Raw genomic sequence first — 17,544 nt, 5'->3', positions numbered from 1 at the left:
TGCCACCATGGAGCATAAAGTCGACCTGATAGCACTCCTCGCATACGTTGACCCGACCTATCTATCCTATCAGGAATGGGTGAATGTGGGTATGGCCCTCAAATATGAAGGCTACACGGCCAGCGACTGGGACGCGTGGAGCCGCCGAGATCCGGGTCGCTACCATCCGGGCGAATGTTTCCGGAAGTGGGATTCCTTTGAGGGCTCCGGCACGCCGGTCACCGGGGCCACGATCACGCAGCTGGCCAAAGACGCCGGCTGGACGCCGCGGGGCGGCCGCGATGAACGGGATCACCACGAACTCGGCTGGGACGACGAGATCGCCGGCGATTATGTCGTCGTTGACCGCAATTGGATCGAAGGCAAGGAGATCCACGAGCCAGCCGTCTGGAACCCAGTGCAGCAGTTGGCCACGTACCTCGAGACGCTGTTCGAGGCGGCCGAGAACGTCGGTTATGTCGTCGATTCGTGGCAAGACGAGGATGGGAAATACAAGCCGACGAAAGGCGCATGGGACCGGACAGCCGGCGAGCTGATTCAACGCCTGAACGAATGCAACGGCGACATTGGGGCGGTCCTGGGCGACTACAACCCGGAGGCGGGCGCCTGGATCCGCTTCAATCCGCTCGACGGCAAGGGCGTCAAGAACGAAAACGTGACCGAATTCCGTTATGCGCTCGTCGAGTCCGACACGATGGACATCGAGAAGCAGCACGCCATCATGCGGGAGCTGGAGCTGCCGATCGCCGTCCTTGTCTATAGCGGCGGGAAGAGTCTCCACGCCATCGTGCGTATCGAGGCGCCCAACTATGACGAATACCGCAAGCGTGTCGACTATCTGTACAACGTCTGTAACCGCAACGGGATCACCATTGACAAGCAGAACCGCAATCCATCGCGACTGTCGCGCATGCCTGGTGTCGTCCGGAACGGCAAGAAGCAGTTTATCGTCGACACGAACATCGGGAAAACGAGTTGGGCCGAGTGGTACGAATGGATCGAAGGCGTCAACGACGACCTGCCGGACCCGGAAAGCCTGACCGACACCTGGGACAACATGCCGGAGCTGGCGCCGCCGCTCATCGAGGGCGTGCTGCGGCAGGGTCATAAAATGCTCATGGCCGGGCCATCGAAGGCTGGCAAGTCGTTCGCGCTGATTGAGCTCTCCATCGCCATCGCAGAGGGCGTCAAATGGCTGGCGTGGCAATGCACCCAGGGCAAGGTCCTCTACGTCAATCTCGAGCTGGACCGGGCCAGCGCGCTGCATCGCTTCAAGGACGTATACCGGGCGCTTGGACTGCCGCCGCGGAACATCGCCAATATCGATATCTGGAACCTGCGCGGCAAGTCTGTCCCGATGGACAAGCTGGCGCCAAAGCTGATCCGGCGAGCGGCTAAGAAAAATTACATCGCGGTCATCATTGACCCAATCTACAAGGTGCTGACTGGAGACGAGAACAGCGCCGATCAGATGGCCCATTTTACGAACCAGTTCGACAAGATCGCGACCGAGCTGGGCGCCAGCGTCATCTACTGCCACCATCACTCCAAGGGCGCCCAGGGCGGCAAGAAGTCGATGGACCGGGCCAGCGGCAGCGGCGTCTTCGCCCGGGATCCGGACGCGCTGATTGACCTCGTCGAGCTCGAGGTGACAGAGGCGCTGCTCAAGCAGGAAGAAAACAAGGCGATTTGCGCCGTGTACAAGCGCTACTTCCAGCAGCACAACCCGCAATATTTGGAGCAATCGGTGTCGCAGGACGACGAGCTCAGCGCAAAGGCGATGGAGGAGCATGCCCGGCGGGCGATCTACAACACGGAGCAGGCGGCCGCCCAGGAGGAGATTCAGCGCGTCTTGGAGGCGGTGCGCAATCGTTCTGCATGGCGTGTAGAGGGCACACTGCGGGAGTATGCCAAATTCCGGCCGGTCAATATGTGGTTCGCCTATCCAGTCCACCGCGTGGACGACGTCGGCAGCCTGAAAGACATCGAGCCGGAGGGAGAGGCGCCGGCGTGGCGGAAGGCGGCGGGGAAGCGACGGGAGTCGGCGAAGAAGGAGCGGCAGAGCAAGGAAGCACAGTTCGAGGACGCCGTGAATAACTGCAATTTCGGCGAGCCTCCGACGGTGAAGGACATTGTCGAATGGTTTGGGAAGACGGGTAATGAGGTCTCCGATCGGACAGTGAGAGATTGGATCAAGAGATATGGTTACCGAATCGACAAGGAGAACGGCAATGTGATCGTCAAGGATGACGGTGACAATGAGTGATCGTTATTCCATAAATTACTACGGCGGCGATCATAAATTTATGGTTCTCGCCGAACGAACAAAATGCGGCGGCAATCATAAAAACAAGGTTCCCGCCGTGGTAGAAAATGGCTTACATTTGCGGCGGACACCATAAAACCATGGTCGCCGCCGCCGAAAAATGCGCCTTATATTTATATATTAATATATCGCGATATAACGCGCGCCCGTAGTAATTATGTTTATGACTATGTAAGTCTGTAAGACTGAGAGAAGGTTGCCGCCGCAGGAGAGCGGCAACCCCTTCTCAGCACAACAGTCTCCCGCGCGAGAAAGAGAGAGGAAGAAAAAAATGGCGAAGAAATACGATAACAAATATTGGGAAAATGAACCAGCCGAAACTATCAAGTTTGGAACGTACTTCATGCGATGCTTTGATAAGGCCGGAAAATTGCAATTCGGTGTGTGGTACAAGAGCAAGAACACGGGTAACGAAGTGTTTCAAGTCAAGTTCGTCCTCGATCGCAAGGAATTATTCAGCAGCGATGAAGCCCCCAGCTATCTCCGACAGTTGGTCTATGACTGGGAAGAGATGCTCGAAGGTGAACGCGATGACGACTGAATTCTTCATGCCCATGAAGCCGCCGACCGCGACGCATCAAGAAAAGCAGGTTTCATGCCAGAACGGCAAACCGATCTTCTACGAGCCCGACGACCTGAAGGCGGCCCGGGCGAAGCTGACAACTCACCTCGGGAAGCATGTGCCGGCGAAAAAATACACGGGAGCGCTGCGGGTGATCGTCAAATGGCTGTTCCCCATCCCGGAGGGTAGCAATCATTACGACGGCGAGTGGAAGACAACGAAGCCCGACACGCACAATCTGAACAAGCTGCCGTTCGATATCATGACCGATTTGGGATTCTGGAAGGATGACGCCATCGTCGCCAGCGAGATCATCGAGAAGTTCTGGGCCAAGCTGCCGGGCATCTACGTCAGGATCGAGGAGCTGTAGGCGATGGACTACAAGGCGTTCTTCACGGACGTAGTCGATTGGATCAGCCAGGCGAATCAGGCGGCTGCCCGGTATGGCATGGAGAATCTGGACTTCTGGAAGTGGGTCGCTGATTCATGCGGTACGATCTGCCTCAAGTACCAGGACAATCGGCTGGTGATTAAGCAAATGATCATGATGACCGAATGGCTGGAGGAAGTATACAACCAGAGGAGGAGTTCTCGTGGAAATTCGAATTGAAATTGCACATTCGGACGGGAAGGACCGTCTTCGGCTTTTTGACCCGACGGAGGATGTCCAGAAGTACACGGTCGCCGCATTTTTTGGCTATTGCCGGGAGATGAACGGGCCAGGACCGCTGCAGGCAGGACAGCGGATGGAGCCTGAACGTCCGGAATGGTACGAGACTGGAATCAAGTATAAGAACGGTGTTGCATATTACCGAACCCGATACTGGTGCCAGAATCCCGGGTGCAAGCATCAAGGCAACCAGTATATCAAGCTGACGGACACAACGACGGAGTGCCACGAGTGCGGAAATGTTCTACAGGTGCGGCCAGCCGCCGGTATTGTTGGTTCTGACGGGGTGCCGGAACAGGACCGGTTCGGCAATTTTTTCCGAGCGGACAAGCCTGCGGAAGACGGCGTATAACGTGCGAACATGCAAGGCTACAAGATCAATCAGCGAGGTGGACAACGATGAACGAACAGCAGGCGATTGATCGTTTGACCCAATATCGGCAAAAGCAGGCCCGTCTTCGGGTGCTGTCGAAATACAGCGTCGGCGCCGGCATTACCGTCAGCCGGCTTAATGAGGACGATCACCTGCAGGAGCTGCATCGGAAGCTGCGGCGCTTGCCAAGCTATCTGTACCTGTCGAGCCGCGAGCAGCGGTTGGAGACGACGGCACACGCATATCTGACCAAGTACCCGGCGGGGACCCGGGCGCAGCTGGCGGCCGTGCCGAACCGTGGAGCCGATCCGGATGACGACGAGGAGCTGCGGCAGATCCGTGATGCGATCCGTAAGGTGATCGCGGCTCGCGGCTGGGATTTGCGGGATGATATCGACGATGTGCTTGAACGGGTGGCCGAGTTTCAGGACCTCAAGTCGGAAATCGCGCACATAGATTCTGTTTTAGAAGCCCTCGAAGCATACAAGCCGGAGTACGCTACCCTTTTGCGGTCAGTCTATGTTGACGGTAAGAGTGCCGGTGAACTCCGGAACGAAATGAATGTCTCCGTCCGCACATTTTGGAGGCGGATGAGCGAGGCCGAAAGGGAGTATAAACTACTGGCACGATGATGGCACAAAGTTGGCACGGACGAGTGCTTTTCAGCCGTGTCAACCCATGCTAAAATGGTACTGTGCCAAAGTGTAGAGGTCGCCAATGCGGGCGGCCTCTTTGTATTTTGGCTGTCATGCGAGGAGGTGGCGCCAGTAACCCACAGATCGCTGATTATTGGCCGTCATCCTGTACGCCGCGGGGTGGCGGCTATCTTTTATCGAAAAAGTGCAAAGGAAATGATCGAATTCGCGGGGTAAATACCGTGAACCAGTGTAAATGAGTGCAAAGGAGAAAGGGGATATGGCGATTGAAAAGCAAATCCGGTTAACAAGACATGCCTTCGATCGGTATTGCCAAAGAGTGGCACCGATCGGCTGGCAGGAGCTTGAGCGCTTGGTGAGCGCCGGGATCGGAGAGCGGCAGCCGAAAGATGGTTACCTCCAAACCGGTCTGACATGGTGGAGGGCCGAGGAGACCGAGACCGAGATCATCCTGCACACCTGCTACGGCGATACGCATATCGACATACCAGCGGCCACCAAGTGGGCCAAGCGATTTCGGGACCGGATCGCTTTAGGTGCGGACTATGCCGGTAAAGCCTAAGCGGCCTTGCAGCAAGCCGGGGTGCCGGAATTTGACGGAGGGCCGCTATTGTGAAGACCATGCGCATTTAGCCGAAATGTCCCGCAAGGAGAGACACAAACGATACGACGAGCAGCAAAGGGACAAGAAGGCGGCGGCATTTTATCGATCAGTCGAATGGGAACGAGCGAGAGAACAGGCGTTAATCCGGGATCACGGATTATGCCAAGATTGTCTGCTTGATCAGCGGATCACGCCGGCCGTTCCTGTGGATCACATCATCCCTATACGGATCCGCTGGGATTTGCGGCTGACATTGAGCAATCTTCGATCATTGTGCAACTGGCACCATGCGATCAAAACGGCGGCGGACAAACGGAAATACGGAGGGTGTTATGCATTGAAGCCAACACATATTAACCCGCAACGCAAAGGTGATAGCGAATGAGTCAATTCATTCATGACATGATTCATATGACCGAAGGCGAGAAGCTGGTTCATTATTGGCCGTTATGGCTGACGGTGTGGCTCGTCGTCATTGGGGCTTCATATATCCGCCACAAACGAGGGCGGTAGGTAGTCTCCCACGACCCCGGGGGGAGGGTCAAAATTTTTAAATCGACTCTTTGAAGACCGCGCCCCCACCTTCACACAAGATTTTTTCCCAAAATGGAGGTTTTTTGGATGGTCACCATCCAACAAAATTTTTACGAAATGAGGTGAAGCGCATGGCGGGCAGACCATCCAAGCCGGTCCAACTGCTCAAACTGGAAGGGAAGAGCCACCGGACCAAGAAAGAACTAAAGCGCCGGGAAGAGGCGGAAAAATCTCTATACACGGGAACAACTTTTAAGGAGGCTCCCGCCGTGAAGGCGGACCCGATTGCGCATCGAGAATTTTTGCGGCTCAAAAAATTGTACAAGTCGATCCAGTACATCGACGGGTTGGACGAGCAGATCATCAACCGGTACTGCATGCTGATGAGTCAGGAACAAGCGCTCGCGAAGATGATGGAGCGGATGCGCCAGGATATCGAAGAGGTTGAGGAAGTGGAGGACCGGATCCGCATTTACGAGTCGATTGCCGGTGTAACGGATAAGACCATGAAGACGCGGGAAATGCTCCTCAAAATCGAGGACCGTCTGTTCCTGAATCCGACGGGTCGTATTAAATCCATACCGAAGCAACCGGACGAGGAGCCGAAGAAATCGGCAATGGCCCAATTCATGACCCGGCGAGCGGGTGGCGGCCATGCCACATGATAAGCAAAGAGCTCTCGAACCTATCGAATTTATGGGCATGCTCCACGGGGTTGATGATTTTTACGGGCAGCCGTTAACGCTGCTCGACTGGCAGCACAGTTTACTTTGGGACGTTTACGGCACCGTCAACGATCAAGGGTATCGGCAGTACAGATACGCTTACTTGGAGATGCCGAAAAAGAACGGAAAGACGACCATGATCGCCGGGCTTTCCTTGTACCATCTCACCTGCGATCCGCCAGGCGGACAAATATATTGCTGTGCCGCTGACCGTGAGCAGGCCGGGTTAGTTTATCGCGCGGCCGTCGGGATGATCGAGCAGGAGCCGGAGCTTGAAGGTATCCTCAAGGTGACCGAAAGCAAGAAGGAAATCAAGAATCTGCTCACCGGAACAACGCTCAAAGTGCTCTCGGCCGAAGCGTACACCAAACACGGCATCAACCCGACAGTCGTCATCTTTGACGAGCTGCATGCGCAGCCGACCCGGGATCTGTGGGACGTTATGACATTCGGTGCCGGAGCCGCCCGTAAGGAGCCGCTTTGGTGGGTCATTACGACGGCCGGAGATGACCCGGACAGGCACTCGATCGGCTTCGAGGTGCATGATAGAGCGCGAAAAATCCTATCGGGAGAATTGGTTGACCCGACATGGTACGTTCGCATTTACGGTATACCGGATGATTACGGCATGGACCCGGACAAGCCCGAAGAAGATATATACGACGAGGAGCTTTGGTATCGCGTCAATCCAAGCTTGGGGCACACGATTAGCATTGAGTCCGTCCGGCAGGAGGCTGTAGCCGCTCGCAATAGTGCGGCGTCCGAAAAACTATTCCGCTGGCTCCGACTCAATCAGTGGATCAGCCTCAAAACGGTAGGCTGGCAGCCGCTCAGCCTTTGGGATAAGACAAACGGCAAGTGGGGGCTATCCGAGTTGGTCGGCAAGCGGTGTTATGTTGGACTGGACTTGTCAAGCACGACAGATATTACAGCGGCATGCTACCTGTTCCCGCCGCAAGATGACTTGTCGGACTGGCGGGTCATTTTTGATGCCTGGATACCTGAAGATAACATGCGGGAGAGAGTCCGAAAGGACAAAGTGCCGTATGACCGGTACGTTGATCAAAAGTTTTTGCTGACCACACCGGGCGACGTCGTGGATTACGACTTTGTCGAGGCGAGGTTACTGTCAATGTCCAAACAGTACGAAGTCCACACCGTCGGCACGGACCCGTGGAATAGCCGGATGCTGTCGCAGCGCTTAATGCGCGGTGGGATGGATGTGGTGGAGATCGCCCAGGACATGAAAAACATGAGCCCGGCCATGAAGCTCGTCGAGCAACTGCTTAAACGAGGACTCATGACGCATGAGACTAACCCCTTGGCGCGGTGGTGCTGGGGTAATATCGCCATTGCTGTTGATGGTAATGAGAACATCAAGCCGATGAAAAACAAGTCCAAAGAGCGAATCGACCTGATCGTTGCAATGATCAACGCGATGGCGACGGCCATGCTGTTCGAAGAAATTAATTTGGACGTATCCGAATTCGCGGACGAAGCATTCCTAGATAAACTTTGGGGGTAGATCATGAAAAATATCTTTTACGTTCTTCGCGATTATGCGGAGGACATCTTAATTGGTGCCGGGCTTCTTATTATCAACATTGCTACCTTTCGGCTCCATGAAATCGCGGGACTTTTCGGGTTGGGGGTGACGCTATTGCTAGTCGGTTTTGCGACAGCCCGAAACCCTCCGAAAAAGGAGTGATGATCATAGATGTTCTTCCGGAGAGCTGTTAATACTGCGGAACATGAAAAACGAGAGACGCTAGAACTGAATGTCGATGATCGGCGCCTGCTGGAAGTGCTCGGAATTGATCTGGACACCATAAACGTCAAGGGAAAAAACGCCCTCAAGGTCGATACGGTGTATGCCTGTATTCGGATTCTGTCGGAGTCCGTTGCCAAACTTCCGATCAAGGTTTATCAGGAGGACGAGAACGGTGTTCAGCGTGCGACACAGCACCCAGTCTACCAGTTGCTCAAGTTGCGGCCGAACCCGTACATGAGCGCCTACGATTTCTGGAAGTGCATTGAGGCGCAGAATGATCTTTATGGGAATGCATACGCATCAATCGAATTTGATCGTCGTGGGCGGATCGTGGGGCTATGGCCTATGGATTCGTCACGGGTTAAGATCGTGGTTGACAATGACACAGCGGCCAGCGGCGTCATTACTAGCCGTTCCAGTTTGGCTTATCAGGTCAATCTCGGGTACGAGCAAAGGAAACTCATGCCGCATGAAATTCTTCACTTCAAAGGGGGCGTGACCCTCGACGGGATTGTTGGTCTATCTCCGCTTGATTGCCTTAGGTCAACCCTTGAAAACGGTGCGTCGGCGAATCAGTTCGTTAATAAGTTCTTCAAACAGGGATTGCAGGCGCGCGGTATCGTGCAATATGTAGGAGATTTGGACGAGAAGGCAAAGGAGAACTTCCGTAGAAAATTCGAGTCTATGGCGAGCGGTCTTAACAATGCTCATCGGATCGCGTTATTGCCGATCGGTTATCAATACCAACAAATTGCGCTCAATCTAGCGGATGCTCAGTTTTTGGAGAATAGCCAATTGACCATCCGGCAGATTGCAGCTGGCTATGGCGTTAAGATGCACCAGCTTAACGACTTGAGCCGGGCAACGCACACCAACGTAACGGAGACTCAACGTGAATTCTACACGGACACTTTGCAGCCGAAGCTAACAGGGTATGAGCAGGAACTGACTTGGAAACTGTTTTTGGACAACGAAATCGAAGCAGGGGTGTTTGTTCGCTTCAACGTCGACGCTATTCTGCGGGCAGACCTAAAAACTCGGTATGAAGCGTACCGCATCGGTGTTCAAGGGGGATTCCTGACGCCGAACGAGCCCCGAGCGCTCGAGAATCTCCCGCCGATGGAGGGAGGCGACCAACTGCTCGTAAACGGAAGTTACGTCCCTATTACACAAGCCGGCGCTGCATACGCCGGGAGAGGGGGTGAAGGAGCTGGAAACGAAGAAACCGACGAAGGAGATCCGGGCGCTGCCGGTGACGTTTGAGGTCCGGGAAAATGAAAGCGAAGACGGGAAGCGAACCATTACCGGGGCCATCAAATACAACACTGAAAGCGCGGAAATGCGCGACTATTGGGGCGACGTTTGCGTGGGAACCATCTGCACGGAGGGTTTTAAGGACGGCCTCGCGGCGCGGACCGTTGTTCCGTTGTGGAGCCATGACGCCGCACAGGTACTTGGAAACGCGAAATCCGGAACGTTGCGTTTAACCAATATGGAGAACGAACTTCGGTTTGAACTCGATATCCCGAACACTACCGTCGGCAACGACGCCTGGGAGCTGATACAGCGCGGCGATGTGGATGGAGTAAGCTTTGGGATGAAGGTCACAAAGGACAAATGGTCCAGTGAAAAGCGCGACAACGGGCGGATTTATCGGCGAAATATCTTGAACGCTGAACTTTACGAAATCAGCCCGGTTGCCTTCCCGGCATACCCGGCAAACGAAGTGGCGGCGAGATCCCTCGAAGAATTCAAAGCCGAGGAACAACGTGCCGCCGATCGTTTTGAAAAAGAAAAGCTTTTACTCGAACTCGACCTTTACGGTTGAGTTTTTTGTTTTCCAAATATCCCATGAGGTGATGAAATGACCAAGGAACTGCGTGCGCTGCTCCATAAGTTGGAGAAAGCAAAGGAGGAAGTCCGGGGCTTTTTGGCCGAGGACAAGACGACTGAAGCAAAAGAAAAAATGGACGAAGTTCGCACCCTGCAAACCAAGGTTGATCTGCAGCGCGAATTGGAAGAAAACGAAGTTCGCTCGCTCGGCGGTCGCGAATTGAATGACGATGGCAAAGTAGAAGAACGCGACATGCAGGAACTCGAAAAAGAGTATACCGGCATCGTTCTTCGAGCACTCCGCCGTCGGCCTATCAGCGAAGAAATGCGTTCGGTTATCCGCGAATACGAAAAGCGCGCCGTCATGAACGAGGGTGAAACCAATCCGGCCATCCCGGATGGGGATGTCGGCATCGTTGTGCCGCAAGACATCCAAACGCGGATCAACACGCTCATGCGTGACTGGAACGATCTGTCGCAGTACGTAACGGTTGAAAATGTCACAGCATTGTCTGGAAGCCGCGTGCTTGAAACGGATGCCGATATGACACCGTTCGCGGACGTGGACGAATATGGCGTAATCCAAGCTACCGACAACCCGAAATTCACGCCGATCTCGTACAAGGTCAAAAAGCGTGCCGGTTATCTGCCGCTGACCAACGAACTGCTGGCCGATAACGACGCAAACCTGATCGGGTACGTCACCAACTGGATCGCCCGTAAGGCCGCGCATACGCGGAACACGCATATCCTGGCGCTGCTGAATACGCTGACGCCGAAGGCGCTGGCTGATCTTAAAGCAATCAATACGGTCCTCAACGTAGACCTTGACCCGGCAATCAGCCGTTCGGCGATCCTGCTGACCAACCAAGACGGATTCAACTGGCTGGACAACCAAGTCGACGGCAACGGCCGACCGATTCTGATGGATGACTTTACACAACCGGGCCGTAAATTGTTCAAGGGTCGTCCGATCGCTGTCGTCAGCAATCGCAACCTGCCGTCGAGCGGTACGAATGCACCACTCTTTATCGGCAACCTGAAACAGTTCATGGTGCTGTTCAACCGTCGGTTCTTTGAACTCGCATCTACTCGGGAGGGCGGCGACGCATGGCGTCGTGATACGACGGAGTTGCGGACCATTATGCGCGACGATTACGTGCAATGGGATGGCGCTTCTACCGTATACGGCCAACTGGACATTACGCCGACGCCGTAATAATCACAAATTGAGGGGCCGGGGAACCGGCCTCTTTCCATTGGGGGTGAGATTGTGGCGAAAGTCATTCAAGCGTTCCGCGAACGATACCACAACTTTAAGCTGTATAACATCGGAGACGATTACCCGGAAGACGACGAAAAGCGCGTGCAGTATTTGGCGGAACAAGGTTTTTTGTCGGTGGAGCTGGAATCAAAGGAGTCTCCGGAGCGGCCGGAGGAATCGGGGTCGGAGACTGAACCGGAGGAAAAGCCGAAACGCCGCAAAAAGGGCGTGAGCGACGATGGCGATTCTGACGCTTGACGAAACGAAAACTTGGCTACGCGTGGACGGATCGGACGAAGACGCAGCGATTGAAATGCTGATCGGCGCTGCAGAAACATACCTACTCAACGCAGTCGAAGTTGAATTTGACAGCACCAATCAACTTGCGAAACTGTTTTGCCTCGTCTTGGTCGCCGACTGGTACGAAAATCGCGAACTGATCGGCTCTCAACCGTCCGAAAAGGTGCGGTTTACAATCCAATCCATGCTTGCACAACTGCAGCATGCCTACTCGCCGCCGGAAGAAGGGGTTTCGCCATGACCGCCCTTGTAAACCGGTTGGATAAGCGAATTTCCATCCTTCGCCCGCCCGGGCCTGATGAAACGGATGAATACGGCCAGCCGCTGGACAATCCCGTTGAAGTTTGCACGGTTTGGGCTGCCATTGAGCCCCTGCGTGGCCGGGAATACACCGCCGCAATGGCCGAACACGCCGAAGTGACGACGCGCATCCGTATTCGGTACAGGGTGGATATCGACCGCACTATGATCGTCCGGTACAAAGACCCGGGAGATCCTGAATTCCGCGAATTTGAAATTTTGCACATCATTCACCCGGAGTTCAGAAGAAAGGAACTCCAATTGATGTGTAAGGAGCGACAGTGAGATGCGAGTTATTATCAAACGGGAAGTAATTGAGCTTTCACCCGTCGACGGTTGGAGACGATTTGCTCCAGGGAGACTCATTATTCAATTGGAGCGGCAATGATGGCGCGGAAATCGGAAATCGTCGGCATGAAGGAACTCGAACGCGCGTTACGAGAACTCGGCAAAGTCCCGCAAACGGCGGCAACACAGTCGGCGCGGGCGGGCGGCAGGATCGCTCTCAAAACGGCAAAAGCCTTGGCGCCGGTTGATACCGGAGAACTCCGGGAAGGTATCATCATGAAACGCGAGCGGTCCCGTGTCAAGGGTAAGGCCGTGTATGACGTGATGATGGACCCGGGCATGAATGACGTGTTTGTGAAAATCTCGAAAGACGGCAAGCGGTACTATTACCCGGCGTCGCAGGAGTACGGATTTCTCACGGTCGATGGCGGGTATGTTCCGGGCTATCGCTTTTTGCGCCGAGCAATCGACGAGAATGCGGAACAGATAGAAAGGCGTGTTCTTGAAGTCGCCGAAAAAGAAGTGGACAAGGCTTTGCGGAAAGGACGGTGAGTGAGGTGGCGGGATTGGAAGTCACTGTTAAGTTAGCGGATACGGAAGTGTTTCAAAACATGCTCAATCTGTTCCAAGAAATCGCCAACGATGAAAGTATTCCGGAAGAGAAGCGGAAATGCATTGTTGACCGGTTGTTGGAAATCGGGGCGATCAAAGAATGAGCTTCGAACCGGCACTTGTGCAGGAATTGAAAACCATCACGGCTCTTGAGAACCGGATTTACCCGCTCACCGCGCCGGAGGCGACGGCTTCAAGCGGCGTTCCATACCTGATTTACGCCAGCAGCGAGGGTTTGCGCGATAAGACGCTTGGCGGGCATCTGGAATCCAAGGAAGTCCGCGCAGAGCTCAACATCATAGCCAAAAAGTACAGCGACATGAAGGCGATCACCAAACAGGCGGTCGCCTTACTTGTTGGGTTTGAAGGTCGTGCGATCGGCACGGACGGACCGTTTATCCAGGAGATTATTTACCAATCACCTGTTGAAATATACGAGAACCAACCGGATCTATATCGGTGCGTTGTCGAATTTAGCGCATTTATTGGGGAGGATGATGACCAGTGACCAAAAGAGCAACAAGGTCCATCGGCACAAAGATTTTGATTGGCCTTAACGCCATCGGTGATCTTTCGTCCATTGGATCGCCGTCGATCACGCAGGAAGAAATCGACGTGACGACGCTGGACAGCGAGGGCGGTTACCGCGAATTTATCGCGGGCTTTAAAGACCCGGGAGAAGTCGCCATTTCCGGCTTTTTCGTGCCCGGGGACGCTGGGCAAGCGGCCTTTTACGACGCCCTAGAAACCGGCGAAGTCCAGCAGTTTGAAATTATCTATCCGGCGTCTCTCGGGGCATCGTGGAGCTTCCCGGGCATCGTGACGGCGTATAGCGTCACCTCCGAAACGGAGGAGGCGATCGGCTTCGAGGGCACGATCCGGGTCAGCGGCAAACCGAGCATGAATATCGGAGCCAGCGGCGGCCTTACGGCGCTCGCCTTGGCCGGCACAGGCGGCGCATTGGCGCCGGCTTTTGCTACCGGCACGAATTATTACACCTTCGACGGCGTGACCGCGGCGAGCTTCACCATTACGGCGACGGCCGCGAGTCATACGCTCAAGCTTTACATCGACGGCACCTATTCGCAGGATTTGACGAGCGGACAAGCTTCCGCGGCAATCCCGATGTCGGTCGGCAGCAAAAAACTAACGATCGTCGCGAGTGAGGCCGGCAAAGCGCCGGTGACTTACGAGGTCGTTGTCGTCAAAGTATCCTAATCATTCGGGCCCGGATCTCCGGGCCTTTTACTTTACCTAAAAAGGAGCAATCAAAATGAATAACGATGTCGTCTATATCCAACTCGACCGTAAGCGCGAATTGCGCTTCGGCCATAAAGCGTTGAAGCAGTTGGTCGCCCTGACCGGGAAATCGCTCGAAGAAATCGAGAGTTCCGGCTTCGACGACTTGGATTACGTTGAAAAATTCGTTTATTGTGGGCTGCTCAAAGATGCCCGCGACAATAACGAAACGCTCAAATTGGAGCAAATGGAGGACCTGCTCGACCAGGCTCCGACATACGTCCATATCGTTAAGCAAATTCAAGCAGCATTTGCCGCGGCATTCGGATCACGACCGGAGGGAAACCAAACGCCGGGGGAGCCGGAGAGCGAACCCCATACGACTGGGACGAAAGCCTCCGAGTAGCCATGCGCGTCGGGGTCTCTGTGTCGGAATACAACGAGCTAACCCCGCGAGAATTGATCATGCTCGTCGATGAGTACAATCATCGGCAACAGGCGGCAAAAGAAGAATCGTTGACCTATGCCTATTATACGGCGGCGTGGCAGCGGTCGAAGAAAATGCCGCCGCTTAAAAAGGTCCTGGAAAATTCCCGGCCGAAAGAGTCGCAGATGCCTCAGACACCCGAGCAAATGCTTGCGGTCGTCAAGCGCATGCACCAAGCCATTACGAGAGGGGAGGGGTAGACATTGGCTGTCGTTCGCAACCTAATGATCCGCATTGGCGCCGATTACTCGGCCGCGAAAAAAGGCATGGACGGCGCGACGAGGGAACTGTCGCGTTTTCGAAAGGATACCGAACGATCCACGGACGCCATAAGCGGCAAAAAGGGACTCGGCGGGCTTCGGGATAGCCTCAGGGATGCAGGGGCGTCGGTTACCGCCTCCCTCTCGGAAATTCGGGGGGCAAAAGGGCTCGGGGGCGTTGTCTCCGGGCTCGCTGCCCTTCGGCCGGCTGCCGGGATTGCTTCCAGCAGCCTGAAAGGGTTTGGGACGGCCGCAAGCGGTGCGGCGGGCATGGTTGGCGGCCTTGGTATCGGATTGGGTGTGCTTACTGCAGCGCTCGGCGTTGCGACGTATGGCATCTATTCCGCATCGCAGGAGGCCGTCAGATTCGAGGCCAATCTCGGGCGCCTGAACATGCAACTCAAAGGCAGCAGCCGGGAGTTTATGACCTGGGCCCGCGGGATGGGCCTAGCTAAATCAACGGCCGCCGACATGGGGGCGACATACAGCACGCTCCTCTCGTCCTTTATAAGCAATAACGACGAATTGACCAAACAAACAAAAGAAATCGTGCAAGCAACAAGGGTAGTCGCATCGGCAACCGGCCGCACGATCGAGGACACAACCGAGCGTATCCGGTCCGGTTTGCTGGGCAACACCGAGGCCATTGAGGACCTCGGCGTTTTTGTTAATATCTCGATGATCGAGAGCACGAACGCTTTTAAAAAGTTCGCGAACGGCAAGCATTGGGATCAGCTCGATTTCCGGGTGCAGCAGCAAATCCGGCTCGCCGCGATCCTCGAACAGTCCTATGCGAGGTACGGGAATCAACTGCAAAATAACGTCATGACCAAACAGACGCTTTTGGTGGAGCAACTTAAAGATATTAAGTTGAATCTATCTCAAGCGTTTTTGCCTATATGGGAAGCTGTTTTACCTGCATTAACAGCGTTGGCTGAAAATATTGCCTACGTTACCGAGCAGTTCGCGCGATTTACGTATTGGGTATTTCGCAAAGATTACGATGAATTGACTCAAGGGATGGCCAAAGGCGTTAACGAACAAACCCAAGCGGTGCAGGAGCAAAGCAAAGCCTATGATGGGCTTGCGGGTTCAGCGAAAAAAGCACGCGGCGAACTTGCATCCTTTGACCAATTCAATCTATTGGGTGATTCCAGCGGAGGGGGAGATAGCGGAAATTCCGGTTCGGGCGGAGGGATGCCAGGCCCCGATAATCCTCCCCCTCCTGGTGGGGACGGTGGGTGGGAGTGGGGCGGAATCCAGCCCTTCCCTCCGTTCTTAAATAAGAAATGGCGCATTGAATTCGACCCGCCGAATCCACCAGACGCCGGCATGGGCGCCGTGGCGACGGCGGTAGTTAATACGATAAATGGCCTCATAAAAGAGGTCAAAACGAGATTTTCCCAAATGTGGCAAGAGCTTAACGGTATGACGAGGACCGGACTGGCCGGTGATCTTGCGTCGTGGGGTAGTTTTGCCGGTAACCTTTCCGGCGTAGTGCTTCCCGGACTCACAGGATCGCTTGCGTCCCAATGGTCCAGCATGTGGGCAAACCTGCAGGCGCAGACTCAGGCGGGATATGCAGGGCAAACGACCGCTTTCAATGGGATGACGGCCGGCATCCGATCGGGGCTTGCAACTTCGGCAGCCGGGAACGCTCAAGAATGGTCGAAGATGTGGCAAAGTCTGAACGCTCAAACTCAAGCCGGCTACACCACTCAAGCGGCAACGTGGTCGCAATTGTGGCAGAACATTCGGACGCAAAACACAGCGGGGCAGACGGCGACCGTTACAGGGTGGAAGGCAATGCTTGCCTCCATGTTGGCCGATATGCTTGCGTTTAGGACGTCCAATGCTTCCGCGTGGTCATCTGTCGTCACGTCCGTCAGAAGCCCGTTAACGCCTCTTGCAGAGCTTAAATCCGCATGGTCATCCACGATGGCGGATATGCGAACAACATTTTCCACCAGCCAATCGGTTTTTGTTGCAGGATTTGCGTCTATTGCGCTTGCAATACGGTCATTGAAAAGCCCGCTCGCCGAGGTCAAAGCGGATTGGAATAGCGGATTGTCGAGCATGTATGCGACAGCAAGTGCGACGATGACCGGGATTATCACGCTCATAAACAACGTATCGACGGCGTGGAACAATCTGAAAACGACGATATCCGGAGTTGCGGCCAGCACCGCAAAGACGCTCGGAGAAGCCGGGTCTACTTTCGCCGAGAACGTCAAAGGAGTCTTTAGCAAAGAAACCTTCGACGGCGTCATCGACACCATCAGGGGAGAGGCAAACAAGACGCAAAACCAAGTCGCGCTCGATATCATGGGCCTGCTGGCTGGCGGCGGCGTGGTTGCCGGAGCAGGTAAAGCCGCGGCATCAAGTGGATGGATGCAAAAACTCCTTCAAAGTCTCAAAGGGGCAGGAATTTCCGTCCCGGCATTTGCGACCGGGGCCATCGTATACGGTCCGACGCTGGCGATGGTTGGCGACAATAAGGGCGCGGCCACGAACCCGGAAATCATCGCACCTCTGTCCGATCTCGAGAACATCATGAGCGGGGCTGATAACCCCGAAACGCTGGCGGTGCTCCGGCAGATTTACCAGGTCTTGAGCAGCGGCCGGAACGTGAATGTCATCATCACAGAAGACCAGGTCGGACGAGCGGCGACGAATTACATCAATAACGAATATCGTCGCGGGAACGATCCGCTGCCGTCGCTATAAGGAGGGATAGACG

The 17,544-nt window shown here is 54.8% G+C and carries 26 protein-coding genes; all 26 read left to right on the top strand.

Translation table 11 applies throughout. From position 1 onward, the window contains the following. Positions 1-7 precede the first annotated feature (7 nt). The 26 genes from B7E11_RS07980 to B7E11_RS07870 all read left to right on the top strand — a co-directional run bounded on the left by B7E11_RS07980 (position 8) and on the right by B7E11_RS07870 (position 17,531). On the top strand, positions 8-2,266 hold the full coding sequence (locus B7E11_RS07980; protein ID WP_080833238.1) for an AAA family ATPase: 2,259 nt from the start codon (positions 8-10) through the stop codon (positions 2,264-2,266). Then, a complete protein-coding gene (locus B7E11_RS29440; RefSeq protein WP_176220649.1) occupies positions 2,259-2,402 on the top strand; it encodes a hypothetical protein in 144 nt (47 codons plus the stop codon). The genes B7E11_RS07980 and B7E11_RS29440 overlap by 8 nt, the downstream gene beginning before the upstream one ends. A 195-nt stretch (positions 2,403-2,597) precedes the next feature. Next, positions 2,598-2,867: a hypothetical protein gene (locus B7E11_RS07975; protein WP_080833236.1), complete on the top strand. Its 270-nt coding sequence runs from the start codon at positions 2,598-2,600 to the stop codon at positions 2,865-2,867. Beyond that, positions 2,857-3,258 (top strand): RusA family crossover junction endodeoxyribonuclease, encoded by a 402-nt coding sequence (locus B7E11_RS07970; RefSeq protein ID WP_080833234.1) that lies wholly within the window; start codon positions 2,857-2,859, stop codon positions 3,256-3,258. The genes B7E11_RS07975 and B7E11_RS07970 overlap by 11 nt, the downstream gene beginning before the upstream one ends. Before the next feature lie 3 nt (positions 3,259-3,261). Continuing rightward, positions 3,262-3,498 (top strand): hypothetical protein, encoded by a 237-nt coding sequence (locus tag B7E11_RS07965; protein WP_080833232.1) that lies wholly within the window; start codon positions 3,262-3,264, stop codon positions 3,496-3,498. Beyond that, complete coding sequence (locus tag B7E11_RS07960; protein WP_080833231.1) at positions 3,482-3,910, top strand: hypothetical protein; 429 nt, start codon at positions 3,482-3,484, stop codon at positions 3,908-3,910. The genes B7E11_RS07965 and B7E11_RS07960 overlap by 17 nt, the downstream gene beginning before the upstream one ends. Before the next feature lie 47 nt (positions 3,911-3,957). Next, positions 3,958-4,563 carry an ECF-type sigma factor gene (locus B7E11_RS07955; RefSeq protein ID WP_080833229.1) on the top strand — a complete coding sequence of 202 codons (606 nt, stop codon included), beginning with the start codon at positions 3,958-3,960 and terminating at the stop codon, positions 4,561-4,563. A 283-nt stretch (positions 4,564-4,846) separates the two neighbouring features. Then, complete coding sequence (locus tag B7E11_RS07950) at positions 4,847-5,149, top strand: hypothetical protein (RefSeq protein ID WP_080833226.1); 303 nt, start codon at positions 4,847-4,849, stop codon at positions 5,147-5,149. Next, positions 5,133-5,576 (top strand): HNH endonuclease, encoded by a 444-nt coding sequence (locus B7E11_RS07945; RefSeq protein ID WP_080833224.1) that lies wholly within the window; start codon positions 5,133-5,135, stop codon positions 5,574-5,576. The genes B7E11_RS07950 and B7E11_RS07945 overlap by 17 nt, the downstream gene beginning before the upstream one ends. After that, a complete protein-coding gene (locus B7E11_RS30595; protein WP_281256482.1) occupies positions 5,573-5,704 on the top strand; it encodes a hypothetical protein in 132 nt (43 codons plus the stop codon). The genes B7E11_RS07945 and B7E11_RS30595 overlap by 4 nt, the downstream gene beginning before the upstream one ends. A 104-nt stretch (positions 5,705-5,808) precedes the next feature. Beyond that, complete coding sequence (locus B7E11_RS07940) at positions 5,809-6,390, top strand: hypothetical protein (RefSeq protein ID WP_139787116.1); 582 nt, start codon at positions 5,809-5,811, stop codon at positions 6,388-6,390. After that, positions 6,380-7,975 (top strand): terminase large subunit, encoded by a 1,596-nt coding sequence (locus B7E11_RS07935; RefSeq protein ID WP_080833222.1) that lies wholly within the window; start codon positions 6,380-6,382, stop codon positions 7,973-7,975. Before B7E11_RS07940 ends, B7E11_RS07935 begins: the two co-directional genes overlap by 11 nt. Before the next feature lie 3 nt (positions 7,976-7,978). Next, positions 7,979-8,158, top strand: coding sequence for a hypothetical protein (locus B7E11_RS07930; RefSeq protein ID WP_080833220.1), 180 nt, complete (start codon positions 7,979-7,981; stop codon positions 8,156-8,158). Between the two features lie 9 nt (positions 8,159-8,167). Continuing rightward, a complete protein-coding gene (locus B7E11_RS07925) occupies positions 8,168-9,484 on the top strand; it encodes a phage portal protein (protein ID WP_080833219.1) in 1,317 nt (438 codons plus the stop codon). Beyond that, a complete protein-coding gene (locus tag B7E11_RS07920; protein ID WP_245809655.1) occupies positions 9,423-10,049 on the top strand; it encodes an HK97 family phage prohead protease in 627 nt (208 codons plus the stop codon). The genes B7E11_RS07925 and B7E11_RS07920 overlap by 62 nt, the downstream gene beginning before the upstream one ends. Positions 10,050-10,085: 36 nt before the next feature. Further along, positions 10,086-11,273 carry a phage major capsid protein gene (locus B7E11_RS07915; protein WP_080833217.1) on the top strand — a complete coding sequence of 396 codons (1,188 nt, stop codon included), beginning with the start codon at positions 10,086-10,088 and terminating at the stop codon, positions 11,271-11,273. A 54-nt stretch (positions 11,274-11,327) separates the two neighbouring features. After that, positions 11,328-11,576 (top strand): hypothetical protein, encoded by a 249-nt coding sequence (locus B7E11_RS07910; protein WP_080833215.1) that lies wholly within the window; start codon positions 11,328-11,330, stop codon positions 11,574-11,576. Then, positions 11,557-11,859 (top strand): head-tail connector protein, encoded by a 303-nt coding sequence (locus tag B7E11_RS07905; RefSeq protein ID WP_080833214.1) that lies wholly within the window; start codon positions 11,557-11,559, stop codon positions 11,857-11,859. The genes B7E11_RS07910 and B7E11_RS07905 overlap by 20 nt, the downstream gene beginning before the upstream one ends. Then, positions 11,856-12,203, top strand: coding sequence for a phage head closure protein (locus B7E11_RS07900; protein ID WP_080833212.1), 348 nt, complete (start codon positions 11,856-11,858; stop codon positions 12,201-12,203). The genes B7E11_RS07905 and B7E11_RS07900 overlap by 4 nt, the downstream gene beginning before the upstream one ends. Before the next feature lie 102 nt (positions 12,204-12,305). Beyond that, positions 12,306-12,758 (top strand): HK97 gp10 family phage protein, encoded by a 453-nt coding sequence (locus B7E11_RS07895; RefSeq protein ID WP_080833210.1) that lies wholly within the window; start codon positions 12,306-12,308, stop codon positions 12,756-12,758. A 5-nt stretch (positions 12,759-12,763) separates the two neighbouring features. Then, positions 12,764-12,922, top strand: coding sequence for a hypothetical protein (locus tag B7E11_RS29435; RefSeq protein WP_176220648.1), 159 nt, complete (start codon positions 12,764-12,766; stop codon positions 12,920-12,922). Beyond that, a complete protein-coding gene (gene gp17, locus B7E11_RS07890; protein WP_080833208.1) occupies positions 12,919-13,326 on the top strand; it encodes a tail completion protein gp17 in 408 nt (135 codons plus the stop codon). Before B7E11_RS29435 ends, gp17 begins: the two co-directional genes overlap by 4 nt. Further along, on the top strand, positions 13,323-14,036 hold the full coding sequence (locus B7E11_RS07885) for a phage tail tube protein (RefSeq protein WP_080833206.1): 714 nt from the start codon (positions 13,323-13,325) through the stop codon (positions 14,034-14,036). The genes gp17 and B7E11_RS07885 overlap by 4 nt, the downstream gene beginning before the upstream one ends. A 55-nt stretch (positions 14,037-14,091) precedes the next feature. After that, positions 14,092-14,463 carry a hypothetical protein gene (locus B7E11_RS07880; RefSeq protein WP_080833204.1) on the top strand — a complete coding sequence of 124 codons (372 nt, stop codon included), beginning with the start codon at positions 14,092-14,094 and terminating at the stop codon, positions 14,461-14,463. Between the two features lie 59 nt (positions 14,464-14,522). After that, complete coding sequence (locus B7E11_RS07875; RefSeq protein WP_139787115.1) at positions 14,523-14,744, top strand: hypothetical protein; 222 nt, start codon at positions 14,523-14,525, stop codon at positions 14,742-14,744. A gap of 3 nt (positions 14,745-14,747) precedes the next feature. Next, positions 14,748-17,531 carry a hypothetical protein gene (locus tag B7E11_RS07870; RefSeq protein ID WP_080833201.1) on the top strand — a complete coding sequence of 928 codons (2,784 nt, stop codon included), beginning with the start codon at positions 14,748-14,750 and terminating at the stop codon, positions 17,529-17,531. The last annotated feature ends 13 nt before the right edge of the window (positions 17,532-17,544 follow it).

The sequence above is a fragment of the Cohnella massiliensis genome, from assembly GCF_900169535.1.
Taxonomy (GTDB): domain Bacteria; phylum Bacillota; class Bacilli; order Paenibacillales; family Paenibacillaceae; genus Cohnella; species Cohnella algarum.
This window is presented reverse-complemented; position numbering and strand designations above follow the sequence as displayed.

What these genes read in the sequence shown, in the direction of transcription:
- B7E11_RS07980 (WP_080833238.1), top strand. Translation starts at nt 8, where the DNA reads ATGGAGCATAAAGTCGACCTGATAGCACTCCTCGCATACGTTGACCCG.
- B7E11_RS29440 (WP_176220649.1), top strand. Translation starts at nt 2,259, where the DNA reads ATGAGTGATCGTTATTCCATAAATTACTACGGCGGCGATCATAAATTT.
- B7E11_RS07975 (WP_080833236.1), top strand. Translation starts at nt 2,598, where the DNA reads ATGGCGAAGAAATACGATAACAAATATTGGGAAAATGAACCAGCCGAA.
- B7E11_RS07970 (WP_080833234.1), top strand. Translation starts at nt 2,857, where the DNA reads ATGACGACTGAATTCTTCATGCCCATGAAGCCGCCGACCGCGACGCAT.
- B7E11_RS07965 (WP_080833232.1), top strand. Translation starts at nt 3,262, where the DNA reads ATGGACTACAAGGCGTTCTTCACGGACGTAGTCGATTGGATCAGCCAG.
- B7E11_RS07955 (WP_080833229.1), top strand. Translation starts at nt 3,958, where the DNA reads ATGAACGAACAGCAGGCGATTGATCGTTTGACCCAATATCGGCAAAAG.
- B7E11_RS07950 (WP_080833226.1), top strand. Translation starts at nt 4,847, where the DNA reads ATGGCGATTGAAAAGCAAATCCGGTTAACAAGACATGCCTTCGATCGG.
- B7E11_RS07945 (WP_080833224.1), top strand. Translation starts at nt 5,133, where the DNA reads ATGCCGGTAAAGCCTAAGCGGCCTTGCAGCAAGCCGGGGTGCCGGAAT.
- B7E11_RS30595 (WP_281256482.1), top strand. Translation starts at nt 5,573, where the DNA reads ATGAGTCAATTCATTCATGACATGATTCATATGACCGAAGGCGAGAAG.
- B7E11_RS07935 (WP_080833222.1), top strand. Translation starts at nt 6,380, where the DNA reads ATGCCACATGATAAGCAAAGAGCTCTCGAACCTATCGAATTTATGGGC.
- B7E11_RS07930 (WP_080833220.1), top strand. Translation starts at nt 7,979, where the DNA reads ATGAAAAATATCTTTTACGTTCTTCGCGATTATGCGGAGGACATCTTA.
- B7E11_RS07925 (WP_080833219.1), top strand. Translation starts at nt 8,168, where the DNA reads ATGTTCTTCCGGAGAGCTGTTAATACTGCGGAACATGAAAAACGAGAG.
- B7E11_RS07915 (WP_080833217.1), top strand. Translation starts at nt 10,086, where the DNA reads ATGACCAAGGAACTGCGTGCGCTGCTCCATAAGTTGGAGAAAGCAAAG.
- B7E11_RS07905 (WP_080833214.1), top strand. Translation starts at nt 11,557, where the DNA reads ATGGCGATTCTGACGCTTGACGAAACGAAAACTTGGCTACGCGTGGAC.
- B7E11_RS07900 (WP_080833212.1), top strand. Translation starts at nt 11,856, where the DNA reads ATGACCGCCCTTGTAAACCGGTTGGATAAGCGAATTTCCATCCTTCGC.
- B7E11_RS07895 (WP_080833210.1), top strand. Translation starts at nt 12,306, where the DNA reads ATGGCGCGGAAATCGGAAATCGTCGGCATGAAGGAACTCGAACGCGCG.
- gp17 (WP_080833208.1), top strand. Translation starts at nt 12,919, where the DNA reads ATGAGCTTCGAACCGGCACTTGTGCAGGAATTGAAAACCATCACGGCT.
- B7E11_RS07880 (WP_080833204.1), top strand. Translation starts at nt 14,092, where the DNA reads ATGAATAACGATGTCGTCTATATCCAACTCGACCGTAAGCGCGAATTG.
- B7E11_RS07875 (WP_139787115.1), top strand. Translation starts at nt 14,523, where the DNA reads ATGCTCGTCGATGAGTACAATCATCGGCAACAGGCGGCAAAAGAAGAA.